This window comes from Paenibacillus sp. FSL R5-0636, assembly GCF_037974255.1.
Lineage (GTDB): Bacteria > Bacillota > Bacilli > Paenibacillales > Paenibacillaceae > Paenibacillus_AQ > Paenibacillus_AQ odorifer.
In genome coordinates this window covers 3,927,743-3,954,509 of the sequence record NZ_CP150232.1, presented here as the reverse complement: position 1 = coordinate 3,954,509, position 26,767 = coordinate 3,927,743, and the positions used below count along the sequence as shown (strand labels likewise).

Here is a 26,767-nt window from a genome sequence, read left to right as displayed (position 1 = left end):
TGGGAAAATTATAACATAGAACTACCGTTCGCACAAACATAAGTTCTAACTATTATAAATATTAATCTGCTAGAGTTAAAAAATGGTAGACAAATGATAATAAAATGAACCACTTGAGTCTCTCGAAAAAAAGAGAACAATTGTTCTGAAATAGTATTGAACAAAACACATGTTCGTGTTATTATGAATTCGAAAGTAAGAACAAGTGTTTGGAGGATGATAATTATGCTAAAATACAGTACATACCGCAGCATCTACGATAAGGCCCCAGTGGTTGAATCTTTAGGACATAATGACGTTGCCCGTAATTCCGCTAAGGTGAAAGAGATAACGGAACGTTTGCTAGGAGGGATGATTTCGTTGTTCCGTCAGGACTTCTTTATTAAGTTAATATTGATTATCGTGCTAGTATTTTCTGGCCTAACAGTAGTGGGAAATGTATTTGCAGGATCGACGACTATAATGAAGGAAGAGAAGCGGATTGTGGTTGAACGTGGAGATACACTATGGAGTATTGCCCTTAAGAATAAACCGGCTGATATGAAGACAGTTGTTTATATAGAAGGAATTAAACGTTCAAGTGGGATTAAGAGTAGTCAAATTAACGCTGGAGACATACTTACTTTACCTATTTATTAATTTTCTGAGAACATAATAGAATGACCAGTAGAGCTTGCAGGGAGTAGACCTTGACAAGCTCTTTTTCTCATGGCAGAGTTAGAATTAATTTATAGGGGGAGGGAAAGTATTGAATATTGATGAGTTGGTCGCGCGAATTAACGAATTGGCACGCAAACAGAAGAGCGTAGGCCTTAATCAAGAGGAAGTGGCGGAACGCGCCAAGCTTCGTGAAATTTACCTGGGGAATATCCGCAATAACTTCCGAGCACAATTAAATACTATTGAAGTAGTAGATAACGATGAGCATGAACAAGGTAACAAGGGGCTTAAACATTAGCTCGCTGTTCCTTTTCATAGATATTTCAGGATGACTAGGGGGAACGCACATGGCCCGTTCTTGGGAAAGAATGGTTCAACGCAACACACAGCAAATCAACAAGCAAAGAAAGAAACAAGGCAAGGATACGATTTATGCCTCTAAATCTCCTACCCAGAATGCCGAAGTCTTTAAAGGTCGCAACATTGCATTTCCGGTAGTGTTAGTGATACTTGGCACTATGTTTTGGGTTGTTGGTTCTATTGATCAGGCCAAAGGAAATGGCATGCTGGCTAATTGGTTGGGAGTAGTACTGTACTATTTGCTGGCAGCGCTATTGTTCTTCCGTCGTCCGTACTTGAAGGTGGAAAAAGCAAGACTGTCTACTATTAAATTCAATCGCGAACGCGGGCTTCCAGCTGCAGATATTGAGAAAATCACCCTTTCGCGTGGAGCTGTAGTCATTAAGCACAAAGGGAAACGTACGAAATGGATTTTCACAAGACTTATGAATCGCTATGATACTAATGCGATGAGTACACGATTAGAAGCATTTGCTAAAGCTCACAACATTGAAGTAGTTCACGAATAGAACTAGACCAGTTAAAGGGAGAGGGAGACCTGTAATGCCAATTTCTGCTGTACTATTTGACCTTGATGATACATTGCTGTGGGATGATCGGAGCGTCGAAGAAGCATTTCGTTCTGCTTGTGAAGCCGCCGGGGATACGATTGATCCACAAGAACTAGAAGTTGCAGTTCGTAAGGAAGCAAGTAGCTTGTATGAATCTTATGAGACGTTCCCATTTACAAAGATGATCGGAATTAATCCATATGAAGCACTCTGGGCTAACTTTACGGCAGGTGAACAGCCAGAATTCCGTCAATTGGAGCAGCTTGCACCGGTTTATCGTAAAGAGTCTTGGCGTCGCGGACTTGCAGCCTTAGGGGTGGAAGACGAAGCACTAGCTGAGACCTTGGCAACTAAATTCGCAGCAGAGCGCAGAAAACGTCCATACATCTATGAAGAAACAATGCATGTACTGGAGCAGTTACGGGGTCAAGTGAAGCTTTTGCTACTTACGAACGGCTGTCCAGCACTGCAACAAGAAAAACTAGATGGTGTGCCAGAGTTAATTCCTTTCTTTGATCATATTGTGATTTCCGGAAGCTTTGGTAAAGGCAAACCGGATAAGGAAATTTTCCTGCATGCTTTAGAGCTTCTTGATGTAACTCCTGAGCATGCGGTTATGGTCGGCGATAAGCTTACAACGGATATCCGTGGGGGGCTGGCAGCAGGGTTGACCACGGTCTGGATTAATAGAAAAGGTAGAGCACCTAGTCTTGATATTCATCCGGATCATGAAATCAATCACCTTGAGGAGCTTCTTCCACTAGTTCAATCCTTGTAAGATATACAGAGCTATTAGCTCCAACATAAAGACTTTATAAAAGCAGCGAGTTTCTGAGATCCTAAGAAACTCGCTGCTTTTCAGTACATACATACTAACATAAGGATTTCATTAGATTTTTAAGTAAATGATTTAAGTCACAAGTCTAATGCGGAATTGATGCAAAATACTGAAAAACCAATAATAATGTGTATAATAGATGGAGATGTATAACATGAATTGGTAGATTTTTATTATTCGATAATGATTGGGAGGGCTCCAAATGATGAGATCGAAGAAATTAGTCTCTGTATTATTAGGTGCAACACTTCTAGTACTAGGTGGATGTTCTTCAAATGGAACCAAGCATTCAGAAATACATAACATGAATATGAACATGTCTATGGAACCTATCAAAGTCGAACTACAATGGAGTCCTGAAGAAGTTGTTGTAAATCAAAAGGTAACCTTTGAAGCTGTGGTGACCCAAGATAACGAGGCAGTAGATGATGCAAAAGAGGTTCTGTTCGAAATTGTGAATAAAAATGATGAGGGACAGAAAATAGAGCTTAAGGGAAAGCTAATAGGTAAAGGAGTCTATCAAGCAGAAGGGACCCTTGAAAAGGAAGGACAATATAATGTCACTTCACATGTGACAGCCCGGACACAGCACTCTATGCCTAGCAAAGAGCTGTCTGTGAAACCATGATTCAAAGGTTCACAACGGTTGCTGAGCAATAACAGATAAAGCAGAGTGGAAAGGAAGGCTTTTCGAAATTCCTTTATTCTGCTAAACTTACTCTAATGTTTTACTGGGGGGACTATTAGTTGGCTAAATATACACTTGAGGAAAGCTTACAACAAAGGATTTTGATCCTTGATGGCGCAATGGGCACAATGATCCAACAGGTGCCTCTTACTGGAGAAGATTTTGGTGGCGATGAGCTGGATGGCTGTAATGAAATGCTGGTATTAACACGTCCAGAAGTCATTCAGACGATTCATGAGCAGTATCTCGAAGCAGGGGCTGATCTCATTGAGACTAACACATTTGGTGCAACCTCTGTTGTACTGGCTGAATATGATATTCCTCAGCGCGCACGTGAGATCAATCTAGCGGCAGCAGAGTTGGCTCGCAGAGCAGTAGACAAATATGACACACCTGACCGTCCGCGATACGTCGTGGGGGCTATGGGTCCAACAACAAAAACGCTCTCAGTAACTGGAGGCGTTACTTTCCAAGAGCTAGTTGATAGCTATGAGGAACAAGCAGTGGCATTGATCGACGGTAAAGTAGATGTTTTGCTGCTGGAGACCTCTCAAGATACACTTAACGTTAAAGCTGGAAGTATTGGTATTCGTAATGCTTTTGAAAAGACTGGCATCACATTACCGGTTATGATTTCAGGAACAATTGAACCAATGGGTACTACACTGGCGGGTCAGAATATTGAAGCATTTTATATCTCATTAGAACATCTGAAGCCTATCTCTATGGGCCTCAACTGTGCGACTGGTCCAGAGTTCATGCGGGATCATATTCGTTCGCTTTCGGAGATCTCCTCGGCAGCCGTGAGCTGTTATCCAAACGCAGGATTGCCGGATGAGAATGGACATTATCATGAATCTCCAGATTCTTTAGCTCGCAAGATTGCAGCCTTTGCTGAAAAAGGCTGGCTGAATATTGCGGGGGGCTGCTGTGGAACGACACCAGAGCATATCCGTGCGATGAAGGAAGCACTTTCCGAATATCCTCCACGCCCGCTGGCAGGTAATCATCCACCTGCACTTTCAGGTATTGAGCCTATCTATATTGAGAACGACAACCGTCCTTACATGGTTGGTGAACGTACGAATGTACTTGGCTCTCGTAAATTCAAACGTCTTATCGTCGAAGGTAAATATGAGGAAGCCTCAGAAATTGCCCGAGCTCAGGTAAAGAGTGGGGCACAGGTTATTGACGTGTGTGTACAAGACCCTGACCGCGATGAGATTGAAGATATTAAGCTTTTCTTAGAACTGGTTGTAAAAAAGGTTAAAGTACCTCTGATGATCGATACTACCGATCCTAAGGTTATTGATTTAGCTTTGCAGTACTGCCAAGGTAAGGCGATAATTAACTCTATTAACCTTGAAGATGGTGAAGAGAAATTCGAGCTGGTGACGCCGATCATTCATAAATATGGCGCAGCTATTGTTGTGGGTACCATCGATGAGACGGGACAAGCAATTAAGGCGACAGATAAACTGGAAGTGGCTAAACGCTCCTATGACTTGCTAGTGAACAAGTATGGTTTAGCAGGAGAAGATCTTATTTTTGACACGCTGGTGTTCCCTGTAGGAACCGGAGATGAACAATATATCGGTTCAGCAAAAGAAACGATTGACGGCATTCGTTTGATCAAGGAAGCACTTCCAGGTGTTCATACGATCTTGGGCATCAGCAACGTCTCCTTTGGATTGCCGGAAGCGGGACGTGAAGTGTTGAACTCAGTATTCCTTTATGAATGTACAAAAGCTGGATTAGATTATGCGATCGTAAATACAGAGAAAGTGGAGCGGTATGCTTCCATTCCTGCCGAAGAACGTCATCTTGCTGAGGAACTGATTTATAATACGAATGATGAGACGCTTTCTGCTTTTGTAGCTGCTTTCCGTGGTAAAAAAGTAGAGAAAAAAGAGAAGATTTCCAACCTGTCACTTGAAGAACGTTTAGCCTCCTATGTGGTTGAAGGTACGAAGGAAGGACTCATTCCTGATCTAAATGAAGCATTGACTAAATCTGGTCCGCTGGAGATCATCAATGGACCGCTGATGGCAGGGATGTCGGAAGTCGGCCGGTTATTTAACAATAATGAATTGATTGTTGCTGAAGTGCTGCAAAGCGCTGAAGTGATGAAGGCTTCTGTGAATCACCTAGAGCAGTTTATGCAGAAGGATGAGACAGCGGTTAAAGGAAAAATTATGCTGGCGACCGTAAAAGGGGACGTGCATGATATTGGTAAGAATCTAGTGGAGATCATCCTCTCCAACAATGGTTATCAGATCATTAATTTGGGTATAAAAGTACCACCAGAGACCATTATCGAAGCCTTCCGTCGAGAAAAAGCTGATGCGATAGGATTGTCCGGGCTGCTTGTAAAATCTGCTCAGCAGATGGTGCTCACCGCTCAGGATTTACGTACAGCTGGGATCGATGTTCCGATTATGGTTGGCGGCGCAGCTTTGACCCGTAAATTTACGAAGACCCGTATTCGTCCAGAATATGACGGCCTAGTATTGTATGCTAAGGACGCTATGGACGGGCTGGATATTGCCAATCGGCTTATGAACCCTGAAGAACGGGAGAAGATTGCCGAGGAAATTCGTGTGGAGGCAGAAGCAGCGGTTGCGGTTGCGCCTAAGCAAGAACTGCCGAAACTAACCAGAGCAGTGCGTTCCAAAATATCTCCAGATGCACCTGTTTTTGTTCCACCGGATTTAGAACGTCACGTACTGCGTAACTATCCATTGGGGCATATTATCCCCTATGTGAATATGCAAATGCTGCTGGGTCATCATTTGGGGTTACGGGGTTCTGTAGAAGCCCAATTAGCTGCTGGAGATCAGCGGACTGTTGAACTGAAGGGTACCGTAGACGATATTCTCCATCAAGCGATGCTAGAGGGTACCATTACTCCACATGCTATGTATCAATTCTTCCCTGCACAATCGCAAGGGAATGATATTATAGTGTATAATCCACAGAATACGTCCGAGATCCTGCATACCTTTACTTTCCCAAGACAAGGGGTAGAGCCTCATCTGTGCTTGGCGGACTTCTTGAAACCTGTTGACAGTGGTATTATGGACTATGTTGGATTCCTAGTTGTAACAGCAGGTCACGGTGTACGTGAATTGTCTACTCAGCTGAAAGAAAGCGGAGATTATCTGCGTTCACACGCCTTGCAGTCGGTTGCACTTGAAGTGGCAGAAGGACTGGCAGAACGTGTCCATCATATGATGCGCGATACTTGGGGTTTCCCAGATCCGGCGGATATGACGATGAAGCAAAGACATGGGGCAAGATACCAAGGGATCCGTGTTTCATTTGGTTATCCTGCATGCCCGGATTTAGAAGATCAAGGTCCACTGTTTAAGTTGTTATCTCCGGAGGATATCGGTGTTCACCTTACAGAAGGCTTTATGATGGAGCCCGAAGCTTCCGTTTCGGCTATGGTATTTGCCCATCCAGAAGCGCAGTATTTTAATGTAGAGAAGCTGTAATTCTTTCATTTATATACCTGGTCTGTAGGGGATTGTATCCCTTTCAGCGGAACCTCCCGTAACTGGGGGGTTTTTTGCTGGAAGAAGGTCGTTTAGAATTGAAAAGAGATGGTTGAGCCAATAAGTAGAAGGGAGGAAAAAGAATGGATTTATATTTTTTAGGTACTAATGCAGGTGTACCAACGCTACAACGTAATGTAACGTCCGTTACATTAAGACTGCTGGAAGAACGTCGCAGTATTTGGATGTTCGATTGTGGGGAAGGTACACAACATCAGGTTCTTAGTTCACCGATTCGGCTAGGAAAGCTGGAAAAGCTATTCATTACCCACTTGCATGGTGATCACCTATTTGGTCTTCCAGGTCTATTATCAAGTCGTGGTTATCAGGGAGGGACAGCGCCGTTAACGGTGTACGGCCCCCCTGGATTAAAAGCATACCTAGAGATCTCCTTAGCTGTGAGCCAATCCCGAATTCCTTATAAGATTGAGATTGTGGAGCATACAGGAGGAACTATATTCGAGGATGATGGCTTTAAAGTTGAAGCTGCATTACTTGAGCACCGCATTGACAGCTATGGCTACCGGGTAACGGAAAAGGATAGTCCCGGAAGCCTCAATACGGAATTGCTTAAGAGTTATGGTTTAAAACCGGGACCGATTTATGGGAAATTAAAAAAAGGTGAAGATGTTGTTACGGATGAAGGTGTACGAATCTGTGCTGCTGATGTTGTCAGGGAACCTAAACGAGGACGTATTGTTACTATCCTTGGGGATACAAGACCTTGTTCGGGAGCCTTAGAACTCTCTCTTAATGCAGACCTTGTTGTTCATGAAGCAACCTTCGCCCATGATCTGGCTGACATGGCGTATCAATATCATCACAGTACAGCGCGTCAGGCTGCAGAGTTAGCAAAAGAAGCCAAAGCAGGACAGCTGTTGCTGACTCATTTCAGTTCTCGTTACAGCTCGCATGAAGAGTTAATTCCTTTGCTTGAGGAAGCTGAACTCATATTCCCTGAGACATTATTAGCTGAGGAATTTAATGCATATCCGGTACCTCGCAGACTAAATGGGCAATAGGGGGAATGATTATTTTCCGGGAAAGCGCAGGAAATGACAGTGCTATGCTAAAAAATGCTGGATGGGACGCTTGTTCGATTTCATTCGACGAAGTGTGTTAGATTTAAAGTAATCACGGAGTAAAAGACGAACGAATGGCTGGACATATTGCCGAAAATCAGTAGGTGATATCTTCCACCTAAAGGGCTTGAGTATGCCTGTAAATCCAAGCAGGGCAAAGGCTGCGAGTTTGTTAATACTATTATTTATTTATTATATTAATTAAATTTATTATGGAAACTGAGGGGTTAGTGATGGAACAAATTGAAGGATTATTGATTGATCTAGACGGTACATTGTACCATGGGCATAAAATGATTCCCGGTGCTGATCTGCTGATAAAGGCTCTTCGTGAAGCGGATATCCCTTTTTTATTTGTTACCAATAACTCATCGCGTACGGCAGCTAACGTTGCTGCCCACTTAAGTGGAATGGGAATTGAGGCGAAAGCTGAGGAGGTATGTACCTCTTCTATGGCAGCCGCACGTTACATAGCTGAGGAATCACCCGGGGCTACAGTGGCGATACTTGGAGAAGAGGGACTGCGTATGGCTTGCATTGAGGCAGGGCTCCAAATCGTCACAGAATCCCCTGATTATGTGGTGCAAGGTATCGATCGTTCTTTTAATTATGCTTCGTTAGCTCAAGCTTCGCGTTGGATTTTGAGCGGGGCAAAGTTTGTGCTCACCAATCCAGATTTAATGTTACCATCAGATGATGGGGTTATGCCGGGTGCGGGTACGATCGGTGCAGCAATTGAGGCTGCCAGTGGTGTGAAGCCAGTAGTGATCGGTAAGCCTGAATCGCATCTGATCAAATATGCGACAGATCTTCTGAAAATTCAACCTGAACATGCTGCTGTTGTTGGGGATAATATGCGTACGGATATCGCTGCCGGTGTTAATGCGGGCTGTCGTACAATCCTTGTTCTTACCGGTTTAACCACTACAGAGAATCTGGAGCACTATAAAAGTATCACAGGGATCACTCCCGATGAAATATGTGCCGATTTAGCTGAACTTAAAATGTTTCTCGGTGTATAATAGCTAGGGTCTTATTACTTCACCAACTTAGAGGGGACGATGAGTATGCCAGAATTGCCGGAAATGGAGAATTATAGACAGCTGCTTAGCCAGCGTATTATAAATGTTCCGATAACTAATGTAATTGTGAACAGAGAAAAAACAATTAACATGGAAACAGAAGCTTTCATTGATGCCTTGATCGGTGCGCGTGTTGTTTTTGTAGAGCGGCGCGCCAAGTACATTTTGTTTCATCTCCATGATGGACGAAGATTACTATTGCATTTAATGCTGGGTGGATTGCTTTTTTATGGTTCAGAAGAAGAGCGGCCGGATCGTAATACGCAAGTAGAAATCGCATTTGGTGATCAGATCCTTTATTTTATGGGCCTGCGGTTAGGGTTCTTACATTTAGTATCCGTGAAGGAAAGCGAAGCAACGATGGGTAAGCTTGGACCTGAACTGCTGGATCGACGGATGACGCCGGAACGTTTTGCAGGAATATTAAAAGGGCGGCGTGGTGCGTTAAAAAGTCTGTTAGTGAATCAGCATGTAATGGCGGGTATTGGAAATTGTTATGCGGATGAGATTGCTTTTGACGCTGGGCTTCTGCCTTCAGTTTTAGTACAAAATTTATCACCTGAAGCCATTTCCCGTCTGTATCAAAGCATTCAAAAAGTATTAACTGATGCGACAGAGATCGGCGGATACATGGAAATGCCGTTTATGACAGGTGACATGGTTACGGGTTCCTATAATGATCAATGTAAAGTCTATGACCGTGAGGGCGAGCCTTGCCTACGCGATGGGGGAACGATTATCAAAACAGAGCTGTCTGGACGCAAAGTATTTTATTGTCCAGACTGTCAGCATGAAGCCTAAACCCAAAATAGGGGCTCATGTCAGCATTCGTGGTGGATATGGGAGAGCTGCCCGATTTGCTTGGGAGAGCGGTGCAACAAGTTTTCAATATTTTCCGAAAAATCCGCGCAGTCTGAAGCTAAAGACGGTTGATATTCGAGATACAAGGGATTGTGCACTCTTTTGCCAAGAAAAAGGAATCACCTCTATCGCCCACACCCCTTATGCAATCAATATGGCTGCGAATAGGGATGACGCAACCCCTCGAAAGGTGTATGTAGACTCCCTTCTTAATGATCTGGAAATTGCTGAAGCCTGCGGTTCCTTAGGTATTGTTGTTCATTTTGGACATTTTGCTGGAATGGAGCCGTTACAAGGCTATCAAAATATTATACAATGTATGAATGAGACGCTGCAGTCCTGGGAAGGTAACGCCAAGCTGCTAATTGAGAATCAAGCGGGCAACCATGGTACCGAAGGGATTACACTTGAAGAATTGGTGAAGGTTCGTGAGCTTAGCCAGTTTCCCGAGAAGATTGGATTTTGTCTGGATACCTGTCATGCTTTTGCAGCAGGAATTTGGAATCCTGAGCATACGGAAGACTTGCTTGAACGAGGAAACCAGCTTGGATTTTGGCCGCATCTTGTAGCTGTTCATCTTAATGATTCTAAGTTTCCCTTTGGTTCAAGACGGGACCGGCATGCTGGAATAGGAAAAGGTTTTATCGGCGAAAAGGGTCTTGAAAGCTTAATAACTTCTGATCCATTACGTAAAACATCTGTTGTTTTGGAAACTGAAAAGGGTCCAGATGGCAGTCATCGGAATGAAATAGCTACTGTTCGCAGTTGGTTTGAAGCGGGGGGCTAGAAAGTGATTCATATCTATATGGACGATCTCCGTAAAGGTCCGCTTGGATTTGCTTTAGCCCGGACAACAGAAGAATGTCTTCTGATGCTGCGTGAGTGTGAGGTCGGTATTTTATCGTTAGATTATGATATGGGACCGGATGATTATTCAGGTGGGGAAGTGGCTAGACGGATTGTTCTGGAAGGACTGTACCCCTGTGAAATCTATCTACACACCTCCAGCGTTTTAGGGAGAAAAGAAATGTATGAAATCTTATACGCGGCTAAACCTGAGGGGATGCGCTTGTTTAATGGTCCCCTGAGTTCTGATAAGCTTCATGATATCGCTGGGGAGACGGGACTAAAATGAAGGAAATGAATGAAGCGGATTTACTGGAGATACTCACGAGACCGGGAGAACCGCTGGTAGTGTTTTTGCATACTCCGCTGTGTGGTACCTGTAAGGCTACAGAACGCATGTTGGAAGTGGCGGCACATCTGTTGCCTGCTGAACTCCAAATGGTTGCTGGAAATGTGAACATGTTGCCTAATCTGGTACAACAATACCGTATTACCAGTGTTCCTGCTCTACTAGTGGCTTCTGCTGACCGGATAGAGGATCCGCATATTTATTATTCAATGGTTTCAGTTGAGCGGATTCTGGAATACATAAGGAGTGTTATATCATGATCATTTCATTACAACATTTATCTCTGCGCAGAGAAGAAAGCCTAATCTTGGACGATGTGTCCTTAGAAGTTAAGGAAGGCGAAAACTGGGTCATTTTGGGACGGAATGGTTCTGGCAAAACAACAATTTTGGAGATTATGACAGGTTATTTATTCCCTAGCAAAGGAACTGTTGAGGTATTGGGGAATAAATATGGTCAATGTGATTTACGCGAGGTTCGTAAAGAAATTGGTTATATTGGTCCTTCCTTAATGGAGAAGATGTCTTTAAATGATCCGGTGTGGGAGGTTGTCGCTACAGGAGCTTACGCTTATTTGCGTTTCTACGAGAGCATTCCACACGAAGTGAAGGAGAAGGCAATCCGCCTGCTAGAGGATATGAATCTGGGCAATATGGCACTTCATCCTTTTGGAACCTTGTCACAGGGAGAGCGAAAAAAAGCAATGCTGGCAAGATGTCTTATGGCTGACCCCAAACTACTGATTATGGACGAGCCTTGTGCAGGTCTTGATCTGTACGAAAGAGAAAAAATGCTGGCTGAAGTAGATAAGCTGAGACAACGTAATGTCTCCGTTGTTTATGTAACTCATCATGTGGAAGAAATTGTCCCGCTTTTTACACATGTTGCTTTAATTCGCGACGGTAAGCTAGCTGGTTCCGGACTGAAAGAAGAAGTATTAACCAAAGAAATGATCTTGGCCACCTATGATATTCCTGTTGATGTAGAATGGGATAGCGGTCGTCCCTGGATTAAAATTAGACCTGGAGGCAAAACGATTTGAACGAATTAAGACATGATAACGAAGAGCAGACCACTGCTCCGGAAGAAATAGTGTACTCCCGATATATTTGTACAGCTAATCACGGCTTTGCGCCATATGCTCAGGAAGAGCTTCGGCGCTTGTTCGGCGCAGTGAAGAGTACGCTGCTGTTGCCGGGAGAAATCTTTCTCGCCACCCTGCAGTCTGAACCCGAGGAAGTATCACGATTGCTCACACAGAATCTGCCTATTTTCCTTCGTCATATACAGCCTGTGCAGTTTCAGGATGAAGGAACCATGGAAGCACTACAGCGTTTGGCTGTGTATTTAAGCCGCCGCAGTGAGCTAGAGGGGGAGAAAGTATCCCTAAATGTTCGTAAAGGGGATCCCTCCTTCTGGCAGGAAAGTCCGGGCGAACTTCGTGAATGGCTGCAGGAGCAATTGCAAAGCTTGGGTGCAGAATTTACAGTACAAGATCCGGCATGGGTCATTTCTGTCTACGCAGACGGGAATGCCTTATATGCAGGAGTGTCCAGACCAGAAGAGAATCTATCCGGCTGGAATGGCGGTGCAATCCGCTTCCGCAAGGAAGACGGACAAATCTCACGTGCTAAGTTCAAGCTGATGGAAGCGGAGAAGGAGTTCGCTATTCCTTTTTACAGCTTCCGTAATGCGCTTGATATTGGCGCCTCTCCAGGGGGCTGGACTTCTTTCTTGCTGGAGCGTGGAATGAAGGTAACAGCGGTTGACCCTGCTTTGATGCATGAATCGCTGCGTAATTACCCGGGTCTGAAGATCCTGCGCAAAAATGCCGGAGAAGTGAAATTCCGCGATAATGAATTTGATCTGCTTGTATGTGATATGAGCTGGAGTCCTAAGCTGATGGCAAAGCTTGTAACCGGGCTGCTGCACAGCCTGTCACCAGGCGGAACAGCGATTGTGACCGTAAAGCTGATGCATAAGAAACCTCTAGCGATGATCAAAGAGATCATTGCAATGTTTGAGGGCGAACGTATGCAGATTCAGCGGGCTAAGCAGCTGTTTCATAATCGTGACGAGATCACGCTTTATATGATTAAATACTAGGTAAGATCCTAATTTAAAAATCTTAAGGGAAAGCATCCCGTTATTAACGTTATCGTAATCTGCGGTAACAACGTTAATGGCGGAAGCTTTCTCTTTTTTTTATGTGAAAAAGGGGGAAGTTCAGTGAATTTTGCATCGAAGCTTGGGGTAGGGCAGATAATGGAAGCCAGATACAGAATTATTGACCAGATTGGAACTGGTGGAATGAGTATTGTTTATCTTGCGGAGGATCTGCGTTTAAAGGGGAAACGTTGGGCTGTAAAAGAAAGTGTTAGCTCAGCAACGCTGCATTCGGACATTGAAGCGGAAGCGGAGATGCTAATGGGGCTGGATCACCCGCGGCTTCCACGTATTGTTGATTACTATCTTTCGGATAAAGAAGGGTATTCTTATTTAGTCATGGATTATATTGAAGGGATAACTTTAAGTCAGCTGATGAGGGATAATCCCGGACCTTTGCCTTGTGAATTCATCCTACAAATTGCTAAACAGCTTTTAGAAGTCCTGCAATATTTGCATGGTCATCATCCGCCCATTGTTTATCGTGATTTAAAGCCCTCCAATCTTATGTTAACTAAGCAAAAAGAATTAATGTTAATCGACTTCGGAATCGCTCGAAATTTTAGAAAAGGCATCGCTGAAGATACGGTGAAGCTTGGTACGGTAGGATTCGCGGCTCCTGAGCAGTATGGGAATGGGCAGAGTCAACCGGTTTCTGACTTATATGGTCTTGGTGCGTTGCTTTTATATATGGCTACCGGAGGATTATGCAGCCACTGGGAGTCAGGAATGGAAAACAAGTTGCGTGACCAAGTTCCCGCAGCTTTTATTCCGATAATTAGACGTTTATTACGGCCACATCCGGAGGAAAGATATCAGGAGGCAACAGCTGTTATTCAAGCACTGGTTCATTTGGAGGCTGATATGGATGAAGGTAATCATTCAGCAGTGTCTGTACCCCTAGCAGTTGATAAACGGAAAGCTAAAGTGATCGCCTTACTTGGGGTAGGGCCGGGACTTGGAACAACACATACTTCATTTGCGATTAGTGATTATCTGGCACAGATCGGTTCAACAGCTTGGGTTGATCTATCACCGGATTCATCGGTTTATGATCGCATGCACAATATGCTTGATGTGCAGAGTGCTTCAGTTCCTGCTGAGAGCTCTGAGTCTGTATTTTCCTGGAGGAAGGTTCATTACTGGAAGCGACCTCACCATGGGGATGTAGCAGAGCTTATGAGAGGGGCTTATCAATTTGTGGTATTAGATCTGGGCACGGGTGGATTTGATGGAGCGCTGGAAGAAATCAAACATAGCGATATTCCCATTCTAATTGCTTCTGGCGCAGATTGGCGACTGGAGGAAACTTTATTATGGATTAGGAGGAAGGGGCTGCAGCCTGAACGGGATTGGAGAGTGGGTTTACCACTTGCTGAACAGCAATCTGTTGAACTGTTGCGAAATTCTTTAGGTATAGATAGGGTTTATAATTTACCGTGTCAGCAAGATCCATTTTTACAAAAAGGGAAGTTGGCAGATGTAATTGCTGAGCTATTAGGGGACATTAAGGGCGAACGAAACGATGGAAAACGCCGTGGTTTTTTCTTAAGATAGGCTATTGGGACTAACATTTAATTCAGTGTTCCGCTAAAGTGTGATAAAATATATATTTATACGTGATTTGATTTACGCATTATTTAAGTATAGACAGGAGCTTGCGGAGAATTTATGAGTTTACTTACTGTAGAAGACGTTTCCCACAATTTTGGGGATCGGACGTTGTTCAAGAACGTGTCTTTCCGGTTGTTACCAGGAGAACATGTTGGAATTGTTGGAGCAAATGGCGTTGGTAAATCGACGCTAATGAATATTTTGACAGGAAAGCTTTTGAAGGATAATGGTAAAGTAGAATGGACCCCTCGGGTGCGTTACGGTTATTTGGACCAACATACGATTCTTACACCAGGCAAAACGATTCGCGATGTTCTAAAGGACGCTTTTCTGCCACTGCTTGAGTTAGAGCAGGAAATGCTGAAGATCACAGAGCAGATGGGTGATGCTTCGCCTGAGGAACTAGAAGTACTACTGGAGCAGATGGGGGACATTCAGGAACAACTGGACATCGGAGATTTCTATCTGATTGATGTAAAAGTGGAGGAAATGGCAAATGGTTTAGGCCTGTCCGTGATTGGGCTTGATCGTGATGTAGCTTCTCTTAGCGGTGGTCAAAGAACCAAAGTACTGCTGGCAAAGCTTTTGCTTGAGAAACCCAATGTACTATTGCTTGATGAGCCTACCAACTATTTGGATGTTGAGCATATCGATTGGCTGACCAACTATTTGAAACAGTACCCATATGCATTTATATTGATTTCCCATGACACTGAGTTCATGAATAAAGTCGTTAATGTCGTTTATCACTTGGAGTTTGGTAAATTGACCCGTTACACGGCGAACTATGAGAAATTCCTTGATATGGCGGAGATGAACAAAAACCAGCATATCGGTGCCTATGAGAAACAACAAGATTTTATCAAAAAACAAGAGGACTTCATCCAACGGAATAAAGCGCGTGCTTCAACCTCAGGCCGGGCAAAAAGCCGTGAGAAGCAGCTTGATCGTATGGACCGAATTGATCGTCCTGAAGAAGCTGCTAAGCCGACCTTTAAGTTTAAAGAGAGCCGGGCAAGCGGCAAAACCGTCTTCGAAGGAATTGATTTTGAGATTGGTTATGATCGTCCGCTGCTGCCACAGCTAAATATGGTCATTGAACGTGGGGAGAAGATTGCTATTGTTGGCTGCAATGGTGTAGGTAAATCTACACTGCTGAAGACTATTCTGGGAGTGATCCCAACATACAGCGGCAAAACCTATCTTGGGGATTATCTGAACCCTGCATATTTCCAACAAGAAGTGAAAGCAGCTAGTCTTACGCCTATTGAGGATGTCTGGAATGAATTCTCCAGTTTAACTCAGAACGAAGTTCGTGGGCATCTGGCTCGCTGTGGTCTAAAAAATGAACATATTACACGTCCGCTTAGTATGCTGAGCGGTGGGGAGCAAGCGAAGGTGCGTCTTTGTAAGCTTTTGATGCGTGAAAGCAACTGGGTACTGTTCGATGAACCTACCAATCACCTTGACGTTATTGCTAAAGCAGAGCTGAAGCGCGCTTTGCAAGAATATAAAGGCACAGTCCTGCTTGTATCCCATGAACCTGATTTCTATGAAGATTGGGTTACGAAAATTTGGGATGTTGAGCAGTGGTCAGCTGTACAAGTATAGAATAATCATAAATCCGGAGAATAGCAGACATCCTGCTGTTCTCCGCTTTTTGGATATGGGGAGGAGATAATGTATGTTTCATTACGCCGGGCGAGAAGATCGATACTCACGACAGATACGTTTCGCGCCATTTGGTACTGAAGGACAGCAAGGGCTCGCAAAATCAAAAGTGCTTGTGGTTGGTGCGGGTGCGTTAGGTACAGGGATTGCAGAGACATTGGTCCGTTGTGGTGTTGGGCATGTCCTTATCGTTGATCGCGATTATGTAGAGTGGAGTAACCTGCAGCGGCAACAGCTGTATACCGAGATGGATGCACAGGAGCGAGCTCCGAAAGCCATAGCAGCCCAGAACAGACTGCAGCAGATTAATTCTGAGGTTGTCATAGAAGCGCATGTTATGGATGTGCGGAAGGAAGAACTGGAAGGACTCATCTCAGGGGTGGATCTGATTATGGATGGGACCGATAATTTCGATACACGTCTCATCATTAATGATATTGCCCAAAAGAATAATATCCCTTGGATTTATGGAGCTTGTGTAGGAAGCTATGGAATTACATATACGATTTTGCCTGGAGAAACGCCATGTCTTCATTGTCTTTTAGGTACAGTCCCACTAGGGGGAGATACCTGTGATACAGCGGGTATTCTTCCACAGGCCGTGCAATTGGTTACTGCAAATGCTACAGCTGAGGCGTTAAAGCTTCTCGGTAACCGAAAGGACCAATTAAGAAATAAACTGCTCACTTTCGATGTATGGCGTAATGAACATCAAGAAATTGGAGTGAAAAGTGCCAAAAAGGAGAATTGCCCTTCTTGTGGGACTCATCCGATCTACCCTTATCTAACAGCCTTGAATACGGAACGAAGTGATGTGCTTTGTGGTAGGGATACCGTACAAATCCGCCCTGCCCGGCCGCAGAGCCTTAACCTGCAGGAAACAGCCAGCCGCTTGTCTCGTTTAGGAGACGGTGAGGTAGAGAGCAATCCTTATCTAATTTCCTTTAAAGAAGGTCCTTACCGGATGGTGATCTTCGCAGATGGCCGGGCATTGATTCATGGGACGAAGGATATTGCCGCCGCCCGTAGCTTTTATCATCGATATTTCGGTTAAAAAGCAAGATAAACTGATCTTCAGACCATTTCCTAGGAATGGTCTCTTTGCTTTCCGGGGATTCTATATCTATTAATGGGATGCTGATGCATGTCTGATGGATACGGGGGATCTTTGTGAGTGAGCAACTGATATGGTATATGTCCGAGGGAAACGAAAGAGGAGAAGAAGAGCGAATCGCTATAGAAAAAGTGTTTAATGATATCGGTCTGCAAATAACAAAAAGCGAAGATCCCGAAGATCTTCGCTTATCCATTTCTGAAGTAGAACCGGTATTGCTGCTTGCTGATTTAGGCGAGGTGGGAACATGGGAAGGATGGAAAATCATTTCCGCAGTAAGAGATGAGGGAATGATTCTTCCGGTCATGGTGATTTCCGAAGAGTTATCGGGTAACGGAGCGGTTGCGGCCTTTTTAGCCGGGGGGAATGATTTTATGTCAAAACCACTACATACCGGTGAATTCAAATGTAGAATTCTAAATTTATTAACCCTCACGGGTCGGCGTCGAAATTTAAAACATCTGTTAAAGGTGGATGGTTTAATGCTCGATCCCAGCCGCAGGCTGGTCACCCGTGAAGGGATCGAGCTTAAGATGACGCATAAAGAATTCGATCTTCTATATTATCTCGCTGCGAATCGAGGGATTATATGTTCCCGCGAGGAAATACTCAAACAAGTATGGGGATATCAATTCCATGCAGATACCAATGTTGTAGATGTATACATTAGGCATATCCGCTTAAAGATTGATAAAGGGTACCGGAACAAGTTAATTCACACTGTTCGCGGAACAGGATATGTAATGAGGGTGCCCGAAGGCAGCACCACATCCTGAGACTTATTCTCTTTTATAGAAAAGACTCTACTATAGAGCTGTTGTTTACAGTACGCGGCGAGCCTTTAGATAAGTCTTTTTCCATGTACCAGAATTAAGATCAGAAACCGTAACACCTGGTTTACCGTAAGTGTGCAGAATTTTACCGTTTCCGGCGTAAACAGCTACGTGAGTTACATTTTTACCAGTTGCTCTGCTGCCGCTAGAGAAGAATACAAGATCGCCCACACGAAGGTTTGCTTTGGAAACAGAAGTTCCTACTTTTGATTGAGCTGCAGCTGTACGGGGTAATGATACATTATACTTTTTAAAGATATGTTTCATAAATGAAGAGCAATCAAAAACCTTAGTAGTAGAAGTAGATGCTCCGAATTTGTATGGAGTTCCCATATAGTTTTTCCCGAAATTGACAACGCTTTGTCCTTTGGACACCGTAGCGGCTTCGACTTTAGTTGCGCCTACGCCTGTTGCCATCATTGTTCCTAAGCCCATCGTAGTAACCATTCCTATGACAATCGCTTTTTTTATCCATTGTTGTTTATTCATGTTGTAAGTACCTCCAAAGTTAGTATATCAATCTGTCTTGCTGTGTCTTGTCTTGCTTGCCTGATTCGTAGTATAGCAGGTTATCTATGTCATAAAATTTGGTAGAGCAGCAATAAAGTGAGGCTGGGCCTAGGTTGTAAACGTTTTATTAAAAATTCATTAAAAGTTACAAAAAATTAATAACTTGATATTTTGGACAATAAAATAAGCCGTAAACCCCTTGATATATAAAGGATTTATCGGCTTTTTGATTTTAAAACAAAAGTTACAAGGATGTTTCTATATCACTATGTATTTAGTCTTTGCTCTGGATAATCAGCAATAATCCACTACGTATTCTAACTGTTCCAGTGGAGGAAATCAGTTTGTTGCTTACACCTAGAGATTGGCCTAGCTTTAAAGTGGCGTCATTCAAAGGATATTGAAATCCTTCTAATGTAATCCCTGTTACTTCAGGAGTTAATGGAAGCAAAGATACATAGGTGTAGCCCAAATCTTCAATGGCTGTTTGGGATCCGGTAAGTGTCACATAGTTATTAGAATCCATGACGTAGCAATTGATTTGACGTTGCAGAGCCCTTGTCATCATTTGAATGCTGGCTAAGGAGTGGTCAATTCGAGTGCCTGTAACTCCTAATAGTAAAATAGAATCAGGTTGCTGATTCATCGCAATATCGAGCGCCATCTCACTGTCGGTTAAATCCTTGTTTACGGCATCACAAGTGATGGTTTTTTTACTTTTGGATTGAATATCCTGAAAAGCTTCAGGCGATACAGAATCAAAATCACCTACTGCAATATCTGGTATATATCCATGTGAGATTAGGAATAATGCACCCCGGTCCGCACCGATAATAAAATCTTCTTCATCTAATAGAGCGAAATAATCCGGAGATAGTTCTCCACCGGCAAAAATAACGACACGTTTGGATGGCATAACATCCATTCCTCCTCTAAAACTCTAGTTGGTTATCCTGTCCCAGTATAATGCAGATTGAAAAGTTGCACAATTGACCAAGACAACGCTAAAATGATAGTGTGCGATTTTTTATGTGCATAAATTCATATTTACTTATGTTTTAACAATTGGGAGGTGAATGAAATCGTAAACGTGCTATTTGTATGTCTGGGTAATATTTGTCGCTCACCAATGGCGGAGGCAGTTCTGCGCCATAAGATTGATGAACGAGAGCTTTCACATAAGATTCTGGTTGACAGTGCGGGAACTGGAGATTGGCATATTGGTAAGGAACCGCATGAAGGGACTAGATGTATACTTGATCAAAACATGATTAGTTATGCAAATATGGCAGCGCGTTTGGTCAGTAGCGAGGATTTTCAGAAGTTTGATTATATCGTTTGTATGGACAAGTCTAATGGAGAGAATGTTCGAAAGGTTCCTGGTGGGGAAGAGGCTAAGCTTTTGTTCTTCATGGATTTATTGCCTGAGGAAGAATTGAGAGAAGTGCCAGACCCTTATTTTACAGGGAATTTTGAGCAGGTATATGATTTAATCAATGCAGGCTGTGACGTTTTGCTTGAAATGGTGATAAGAGAAAAGCTGTAACCCGGTTGGGTTCCAGCCCTCTCTGATTAGTATTAAAGTAAATTAAGGAAATTCGCTGGATTAAACTGTAAGCGCAAACACGGCTGAAATCTACATACGTTCTTTAGATGTTCATTTTTTGCTTCTATCAATAAGGCATTATGTGTTTAAAAAATAGAGTAGAGATTCAGGGAGTTCCTTTTGCCAAAAGCCCCAGAGATGACGACCGTCTTTCTCACGGTAGGATACGGTAGCTCCACGTGCTTCAAGCAACGCTTTTGTTTCTCTGTTCATCTGAACAAAATCGTAGGTCCCTGTATCAGTCTGGTAATCTGTTTCCTGCAGTCCAACGACCATATTAATGTTAAGCCAGGCGAGATCTTCTTCTTTTGCCAGCATGGCTTGTGATTCGGGATAGAATGCACCGGATAGGCTGATGATACGTGTGAAGATAGCTGGATAAGCAAGTGCGAGATGGAGGGAGACGCTGCCTCCAAGGGAATCGCCGGCTAAGATTCGTTCTTCGGGTGTACGGCGTACGGGATAATTTTTTTCAATGAAGGGAATAATCTCTTCGGAAAAGCAAGATAGGTACTGCTTGAATCGGCTGCCGAACGGAGCGTATTCTTGAGTCCGAACAGCGACGTTAACTTCTACACCAACGATAATGAAGGGCTCGACATCTTCTTCTATAATAAGTTGTCCAGCAAGTGTAGCAATGCGTCCAAAGTTGAAAAATTCTTCTCCGTCTTGGCAGTACACCACGGGGTAACTGAGAACTTCATTGTAGCCTGGGGGCAGATAGATACGTAATTTACGTTCCTCCTGCAGATGTTCACTCCAAAGCGTTTCTTTTACAATTGTGCGTTTCAGAAAAACAGAATCGCTCATCGTTGTCACGTCACCTTTCTTGTCGAATTTTGCAATACACACAGGGTTACGCTAAAATTATTAAATGTGTAACTGTGTTATTAATCATTTACTTGTTGGAAAAGTGTTAAACTGTTATATTAAATTATCTCACCTGTTATACATACAAAATTTAAAGGAATATAAATTTTATAAGTATTTCTTTGACGAAAGTAACTAAACAGGTGTATAATAATATTATAACAGAGGCAGCTGATATTCAAATTTTTTTATTGAGGTGAAGATAATGAGTAAAGTTCCTTATGAAGTGTATACAGAGGACGTCGAGGCTCTATCGGTACTTTCCCCGGATGGAGAAATTATCAATAAGGATAAGATGCCAGATTTAACTGACGATCAACTGAAAGAAATTATGTATCGTATGGTATTTACCCGTACTTGGGATGATCGTGCAGTAAACCTTGGCCGTCAAGGTCGTCTTGGTTTCTACGCACCGGTATCCGGTCAAGAAGCTACCATGATTGGTAGTGAGTTCGCTTTGGAGAAAGAAGACTTCTTATGCCCAGGCTACCGTGATATTCCGCAGCTAGTATGGCACGGACTTCCATTGTACCAAGCTTTCTTATATTCCCGTGGTCACCAACATGGTGGAGCTATTCCTGATGGTGTTAATGTATTGATGCCACAAATTATCATTGGTGCGCAAATCCTGCACGCTACTGGTATTGCTATGGGCTTCAAATTGAAAAAACAAAAGAGTGTTGCGATTACTTACACTGGTGATGGCGGTTCTTCAGAAGGTGACTTCTACGAAGGCTTGAACTTTGCTGGTCGTTTTAAACTGCCTGTAATCTTCTTTGTTCAAAACAATGGTTACGCGATTACGACTCCGTTCGCTAAACAAACGGCTTCCAAATCGATCGCTCACAAAGCGGTTGCAGCTGGTATTCCAGGGATTAAGGTTGACGGTATGGACATCTTTGCAGTAATCAGTGCTGTACGCGATGCTGCTGAACGTGCACGCAACGGCGAAGGTGCTACATTGATCGAAGCTGTAACTTACCGTTTCCGTCCACACTCCCTTTCTGACGATGCAAGTAAATATCGTTCGAAAGAAGAAGAAGGACAGTGGAGTGAAAAGGATCCAATCGCCCGTCTTGCCAAGTATTTGGAGAAGAAAGGTCTTTGGACTGAAGAAGATACACTGCGCGTGAAAGATGAAGCGAAAGCTACTGTTAACGAGCAGATCAAAAAAGCTGAACAAACCGAAAAAATGACAATACCTGGCTTGATCGACAGCATGTTCGAAGTAACACCTAAACATCTGGAAGAGCAAAAAGCCGATTTTGAATAAGGGGGATATCAGGCAATGGCACAAATGAATATGAAAGAAGCGATCCGCGACGCGATGCGCGTTGAACTGAATCGTGACCCTAACGTTCTTATCTTCGGAGAGGATGTTGGTAATGTAGGTGGCGTTTTCCGTGTAACAGAAGGTCTGCAAAAGGAATTTGGCGAAGATCGTATTTTTGATACACCACTAGCTGAGTCCGCTATCGGCGGTCTGGCATTTGGTCTTGGTGTACAAGGCTTCCGCCCAATTGCAGAAATTCAATTCGTAGGTTTTATCTTTGAAGCTCTGGATCAGATCGTTGTTCAAGCGGCACGTCTGCGCTGGCGTTCTGGCGGTAAATATAATGCTCCAGTAGTATTCCGTACTCCTTTTGGTGGCGGAGTTAAGGCTGCTGAGCTTCATACTGACTCACTCGAAGGTTTGATTGCACAAAGCCCAGGGATTAAAGTTGTAATTCCTTCAAACCCATATGATGCTAAGGGACTTTTAATCGCGTCTATCCGCGACAATGACCCTGTATTCTTCATGGAGCACTTGAACCTTTATCATGCATTCCGTGCTGAAGTGCCAGAAGGTGAATATACAGTTGAACTTGGTAAAGCGAACGTAGTACGTGAAGGTTCTGACGTTTCGATCATTACTTACGGGCTGATGGTACATACAGCTACCAAAGCAGCCGAGCAACTCGAAAAAGAAGGCGTTAATGTTGAAATTATCGACCTTCGTACTGTAAGTCCGATCGACATCGACACTATTGTAGCGTCTGTGAAGAAGACTAACCGTGCTATCGTGGTGCAAGAAGCACAAAAGAGTGCGGGTGTAGCTGCTGAAGTTATCGCACAAATCAATGAAAAAGCTCTACTGCACTTAGAAGCTCCTGTGCTTCGTATCGCAGGTCCTGACACTGTATATCCATTTGCACAAATTGAAGATACATGGCTTCCAAACCCAGCGCGTATTATTGCAGGCGTGAAGAAAGTTTTGGAATTCTAAATATTTTTACGAGAAACAGTTGTCATCCATATGGATGACAACGTTGTTTCATCTTATAAAGTTTAAATCATAAGGTTAGTCCCAATTTCACGAGGAGGTTTTCAAAGTGGCAAAGTTTGAATACCGATTTCCTGAACTAGGTGAAGGTCTGCATGAAGGTGAAATCATCAAAATGCATATCAAAGCCGGTGACAAGGTAACGGATGATGATATCGTAATGGAAGTTCAAAATGACAAGGCGGTAGTTGAGGTGCCTTGCCCAGTAAACGGTACTGTATTGGAAGTTCTGACTAAAGACGGTCAAGTATGCCGTGTCGGTGAAGTAGTGGCTATTATCGAAGCAGAAGGTGACGTGCCTGATCAAGAGGGTGCTGCTACTGAAGCTCCTGCTGCTCAAGCGCCAGCTGCACCAGCTGCTCCAGCATCTAACAAAGCATCGAATTTTGAATATCGCTTCCCTGAGCTGGGTGAAGGTCTGCATGAAGGTGAAATCATCAAAATGCATATCAAAGCCGGTGACAAGGTAACGGATGATGACATCATCATGGAAGTTCAAAATGACAAGGCGGTAGTTGAGGTTCCATGTCCAGTGAATGGTACTGTATTGGAAGTTCTGACTAAAGATGGCCAAGTTTGCCGCGTAGGCGAAGTTGTTGCTATTATCGCTGCTGAAGGCGACGTTCCTGAACAAGAAGGTCATGCATCTGCTGAAGCTGATGCAGCAAAAGGAAGTGCAAACACTACTTCTTCCCCTGCAGCAACAAGCCCTGCTGATGCTAAAGAAGGCGGATCTGCAAGTGTAACACCAGCTCCTGACCGCGATGTATTGGCTACACCAAGCGTTCGCAAATTTGCTCGTGAGCAAAAAGTGGATATTTCCAAAGTGAACGGAACTGGAAAAGGTGGCAAAATCACTCGTGAAGACGTAGAAGCCTTCTTGAAAGGTGGTTCTACACCTGCGGCTCCTGCAGCAGCAGCGGCGTCTGAAGCTCCTGAGGCTGCTAAGACCGAAGCTAAAGCAGCACCTGCAGCAGCTAGCGGTAACGTTAGTCTTGAAGAAGAACGTGTACCATTCAAGGGTATTCGTAAGGCGATCTCCAACGCAATGGTTAAATCGGCTTACACTGCTCCGCACGTAACCATCATGGATGAAGTAGATGTTACTGAACTGGTAGCATTCCGTACGCGTATGAAACCTATTGCTGAGAAAAAAGGCGTTAAGGTTACTTACCTTCCATTCATCGTTAAGGCTCTTGTTGCAGCTTCCCGTCAATTCCCAGCACTTAATGCTATGATTGATGAAGAAGCAGGCGAAATTGTCTACAAGAAATACTACAATATCGGTATCGCTACTGATACACCAAACGGTTTGATCGTTCCAGTTATCAAAGACGCTGACCGTAAGAGCATTTGGATGATCGCTAGCAGCATCACTGACTTGGCTGTTCGTGGCCGTGACGGTAAATTGTCTGCTAACGAAATGAAGGGCAGCACGATCTCCATCAGTAACATCGGTTCTGCTGGCGGTATGTTCTTTACTCCAATCATCAACTTCCCTGAAGTGGCTATCCTCGGAACTGGCCGTATCAGTGAAAAAGCAGTTGTGAAAAATGGTGAAATCGTAGTTGCTCCAGTAATGGCGTTGTCACTCAGCTTTGACCACCGTATTATCGATGGTGCGACTGCTCAAAACTTTATGAACTACATTAAATCGCTGCTCAATAATCCTGAGCTGCTGGTTATGGAGGTATAATTATGGTAGTAGGAGACGCTTCACTAGATATTGATACATTGGTCATTGGTGCAGGTCCTGGTGGGTATGTGGCGGCAATTCGTGCCGCCCAGCTCGGCCAAAAAGTCCTCATCGTGGATAAATCGGAACTCGGCGGTGTATGTTTGAACCGTGGATGTATTCCTTCTAAAGCCTTGATCGCTGCTGCACATCAATTTGAATCTGCACAGCATGGTGAAGTTTTCGGCGTTACAGCTGAGAATGTTAAAGTGGATTTTGCCAAAACTCAAGAGTTCAAGAACAGCGTAGTTAAAAAAATGACTAGCGGTGTGACTAGCTTGATGAAGGGCAACAAAATTGAAGTATTTAACGGCGAGTGCATGTTTATCAGCGACACAGAAGCACGTGTGTTCAATGATCATGAATCTCCACGTTACCGCTTCAAACACTGCATCATTGCTACAGGTTCCCGTCCAATTGAACTTAAACCTTTCCCATTCGGCGGACGTATTCTGTCTTCGACTGAAGCTCTGGAACTTCCAGAAATTCCGAAGAGCATGATCGTAATCGGTGGTGGATACATCGGTGCCGAGCTTGGTCAAATGTACTCTAAATTTGGCACTAAAGTAACAATCATCGAAGGTTTGGATACTGTACTTCCAGGCTTCGATAAAGATATGACTCGTCTTGTTGCGAAAAACATGGCTAAAACTGGCATCGAAATCGTAACTAACGCTAAAGCTGAAAGTGCTGTTCAGAACGACAAAGAAGTAACCGTGAAATACTCTGTTGGTGGCGAGTCCAAAGAAGTTACAGCAGATTACTTGCTTGTTACTGTAGGTCGTCGTCCTAACACTGACGGTGAACTTGGTCTGGACCTGATCGGTCTTGAGCTCGACGAGCGCGGATTGATCAAAGTTGATCACCAAGGACGCACAAGCATTCCTACCATCTTCGCTATCGGCGACGTTGTTCCAGGTCTTGCTTTGGCTCACAAGGCTTCTTACGAAGGTAAAATCGCTGCAGAAGCAATCGCAGGACTTACATCTGTTGTTGACTACAAAGTCATCCCAGCTGTTGTATTTACAGATCCTGAGTGCTCAAGCGTTGGTTTGACTGAGAAAGAAGCAAAAGACAAAGGCTACAAAGTGAAAAGCGGCAAATTCCCATTCGCAGGAAATGGTCGCGCAGTATCTTTGAACAGCCCAGAGGGCTTCATCAAAATTGTTGCTAACTCCGAGAACAATTTGGTACTGGGAGCTCAAATCGTTGGTATCGAAGCATCCAATTTGATCGCTGAACTTGGTTTGGCAATCGAAATGGGCGCAACGCTTGAAGATATCGCCTTGACTATTCACGCGCATCCAACCCTTGGCGAAATCGTCATGGAAGCTGCTGAATTGGTTGAAGGTCACCCAATTCATGTAATGAAATAATTTTTCTCCAAAATTGCTCTAGCAGGCAACAGAAAGGCGGACGCAAATGCGTTCCGCCTTTTTTTGTGTTTTCCA

At 43.7% G+C, this 26,767-nt stretch carries 26 protein-coding genes; 23 read left to right on the top strand and 3 right to left on the bottom strand.

The genetic code is table 11. The features are described 5' to 3' along the window. Positions 1-225 precede the first annotated feature (225 nt). From MKX34_RS18050 to MKX34_RS17965, 18 genes are all read left to right on the top strand, one after another. Positions 226-639: a LysM peptidoglycan-binding domain-containing protein gene (locus MKX34_RS18050; RefSeq protein WP_036687719.1), complete on the top strand. Its 414-nt coding sequence runs from the start codon at positions 226-228 to the stop codon at positions 637-639. Positions 640-748: 109 nt separating this feature from the next. Next, positions 749-958 carry a DUF896 domain-containing protein gene (locus tag MKX34_RS18045; protein ID WP_036687717.1) on the top strand — a complete coding sequence of 70 codons (210 nt, stop codon included), beginning with the start codon at positions 749-751 and terminating at the stop codon, positions 956-958. A 49-nt stretch (positions 959-1,007) separates the two neighbouring features. Further along, entirely contained in the window at positions 1,008-1,529 is a 522-nt protein-coding gene (locus MKX34_RS18040) for a hypothetical protein (RefSeq protein ID WP_036687716.1), read from the top strand. A gap of 34 nt (positions 1,530-1,563) precedes the next feature. Further along, entirely contained in the window at positions 1,564-2,349 is a 786-nt protein-coding gene (locus MKX34_RS18035) for an HAD family hydrolase (protein ID WP_076296510.1), read from the top strand. A 262-nt stretch (positions 2,350-2,611) separates the two neighbouring features. Continuing rightward, positions 2,612-3,037: a FixH family protein gene (locus MKX34_RS18030; protein ID WP_076296511.1), complete on the top strand. Its 426-nt coding sequence runs from the start codon at positions 2,612-2,614 to the stop codon at positions 3,035-3,037. A 119-nt stretch (positions 3,038-3,156) separates the two neighbouring features. Next, positions 3,157-6,594, top strand: a complete 3,438-nt coding sequence (gene metH / locus MKX34_RS18025) for a methionine synthase (RefSeq protein ID WP_076098764.1) — start codon at positions 3,157-3,159, stop codon at positions 6,592-6,594. 143 nt (positions 6,595-6,737) lie between these two features. Further along, a complete protein-coding gene (rnz, locus tag MKX34_RS18020) occupies positions 6,738-7,676 on the top strand; it encodes a ribonuclease Z (protein WP_036687710.1) in 939 nt (312 codons plus the stop codon). 293 nt (positions 7,677-7,969) lie between these two features. Beyond that, positions 7,970-8,758, top strand: a complete 789-nt coding sequence (locus MKX34_RS18015; protein ID WP_038571566.1) for a TIGR01457 family HAD-type hydrolase — start codon at positions 7,970-7,972, stop codon at positions 8,756-8,758. 45 nt (positions 8,759-8,803) lie between these two features. Continuing rightward, positions 8,804-9,619, top strand: a complete 816-nt coding sequence (locus MKX34_RS18010; RefSeq protein ID WP_036687706.1) for a DNA-formamidopyrimidine glycosylase family protein — start codon at positions 8,804-8,806, stop codon at positions 9,617-9,619. Beyond that, a complete protein-coding gene (locus tag MKX34_RS18005) occupies positions 9,609-10,466 on the top strand; it encodes a deoxyribonuclease IV (protein ID WP_076296512.1) in 858 nt (285 codons plus the stop codon). Before MKX34_RS18010 ends, MKX34_RS18005 begins: the two co-directional genes overlap by 11 nt. 3 nt (positions 10,467-10,469) lie before the next feature. After that, the gene (locus MKX34_RS18000; RefSeq protein WP_036687703.1) at positions 10,470-10,814 is read left to right on the top strand and encodes a cyclic-phosphate processing receiver domain-containing protein; all 345 of its coding nucleotides are present in this window, start codon (positions 10,470-10,472) and stop codon (positions 10,812-10,814) included. Further along, positions 10,811-11,134, top strand: coding sequence for a thioredoxin family protein (locus MKX34_RS17995; RefSeq protein WP_038571558.1), 324 nt, complete (start codon positions 10,811-10,813; stop codon positions 11,132-11,134). The genes MKX34_RS18000 and MKX34_RS17995 overlap by 4 nt, the downstream gene beginning before the upstream one ends. Continuing rightward, a complete protein-coding gene (locus tag MKX34_RS17990) occupies positions 11,134-11,916 on the top strand; it encodes an ATP-binding cassette domain-containing protein (RefSeq protein ID WP_076296766.1) in 783 nt (260 codons plus the stop codon). The genes MKX34_RS17995 and MKX34_RS17990 overlap by 1 nt, the downstream gene beginning before the upstream one ends. Continuing rightward, entirely contained in the window at positions 11,913-12,980 is a 1,068-nt protein-coding gene (locus MKX34_RS17985; RefSeq protein WP_036687700.1) for an SAM-dependent methyltransferase, read from the top strand. The genes MKX34_RS17990 and MKX34_RS17985 overlap by 4 nt, the downstream gene beginning before the upstream one ends. A 123-nt stretch (positions 12,981-13,103) precedes the next feature. Next, entirely contained in the window at positions 13,104-14,597 is a 1,494-nt protein-coding gene (locus MKX34_RS17980) for a serine/threonine-protein kinase (RefSeq protein WP_081383887.1), read from the top strand. Between the two features lie 114 nt (positions 14,598-14,711). Beyond that, complete coding sequence (locus tag MKX34_RS17975) at positions 14,712-16,265, top strand: ABC-F family ATP-binding cassette domain-containing protein (RefSeq protein WP_076296513.1); 1,554 nt, start codon at positions 14,712-14,714, stop codon at positions 16,263-16,265. Between the two features lie 73 nt (positions 16,266-16,338). Next, on the top strand, positions 16,339-17,379 hold the full coding sequence (locus tag MKX34_RS17970) for a ThiF family adenylyltransferase (protein WP_076296514.1): 1,041 nt from the start codon (positions 16,339-16,341) through the stop codon (positions 17,377-17,379). Between the two features lie 116 nt (positions 17,380-17,495). Then, positions 17,496-18,215, top strand: coding sequence for a response regulator transcription factor (locus MKX34_RS17965; RefSeq protein WP_076296515.1), 720 nt, complete (start codon positions 17,496-17,498; stop codon positions 18,213-18,215). A gap of 45 nt (positions 18,216-18,260) precedes the next feature. On the opposite strand, the gene MKX34_RS17960 is transcribed toward MKX34_RS17965, so the two are convergent. Beyond that, positions 18,261-18,761: a C40 family peptidase gene (locus MKX34_RS17960; protein WP_036687694.1), complete on the bottom strand. Its 501-nt coding sequence runs from the start codon at positions 18,759-18,761 to the stop codon at positions 18,261-18,263. Between the two features lie 295 nt (positions 18,762-19,056). Next, complete coding sequence (locus MKX34_RS17955; RefSeq protein WP_076296516.1) at positions 19,057-19,698, bottom strand: thiamine diphosphokinase; 642 nt, start codon at positions 19,696-19,698, stop codon at positions 19,057-19,059. Positions 19,699-19,863: 165 nt separating this feature from the next. Here MKX34_RS17955 and MKX34_RS17950 point away from each other — a divergent pair, with 165 nt between their 5' ends. After that, positions 19,864-20,328, top strand: a complete 465-nt coding sequence (locus MKX34_RS17950; RefSeq protein WP_076296768.1) for a low molecular weight protein-tyrosine-phosphatase — start codon at positions 19,864-19,866, stop codon at positions 20,326-20,328. Positions 20,329-20,466: 138 nt separating this feature from the next. Here MKX34_RS17950 and MKX34_RS17945 read toward each other — a convergent pair whose 3' ends face one another. Beyond that, the gene (locus tag MKX34_RS17945; RefSeq protein ID WP_036687691.1) at positions 20,467-21,198 is read right to left on the bottom strand and encodes an alpha/beta hydrolase-fold protein; all 732 of its coding nucleotides are present in this window, start codon (positions 21,196-21,198) and stop codon (positions 20,467-20,469) included. Between the two features lie 265 nt (positions 21,199-21,463). On the opposite strand from MKX34_RS17945, the gene pdhA reads away from it, so the two are divergent. The 4 genes from pdhA (at position 21,464) to lpdA (ending at position 26,692) form a co-directional block, all read left to right on the top strand. Beyond that, positions 21,464-22,531, top strand: a complete 1,068-nt coding sequence (gene pdhA / locus MKX34_RS17940) for a pyruvate dehydrogenase (acetyl-transferring) E1 component subunit alpha (protein WP_036687689.1) — start codon at positions 21,464-21,466, stop codon at positions 22,529-22,531. A gap of 15 nt (positions 22,532-22,546) precedes the next feature. Continuing rightward, entirely contained in the window at positions 22,547-23,524 is a 978-nt protein-coding gene (locus tag MKX34_RS17935) for an alpha-ketoacid dehydrogenase subunit beta (RefSeq protein ID WP_038571553.1), read from the top strand. Between the two features lie 106 nt (positions 23,525-23,630). Then, a complete protein-coding gene (locus MKX34_RS17930; protein ID WP_076296517.1) occupies positions 23,631-25,277 on the top strand; it encodes a 2-oxo acid dehydrogenase subunit E2 in 1,647 nt (548 codons plus the stop codon). 2 nt (positions 25,278-25,279) lie between these two features. Continuing rightward, positions 25,280-26,692 carry a dihydrolipoyl dehydrogenase gene (lpdA, locus tag MKX34_RS17925; RefSeq protein WP_036687684.1) on the top strand — a complete coding sequence of 471 codons (1,413 nt, stop codon included), beginning with the start codon at positions 25,280-25,282 and terminating at the stop codon, positions 26,690-26,692. The last annotated feature ends 75 nt before the right edge of the window (positions 26,693-26,767 follow it).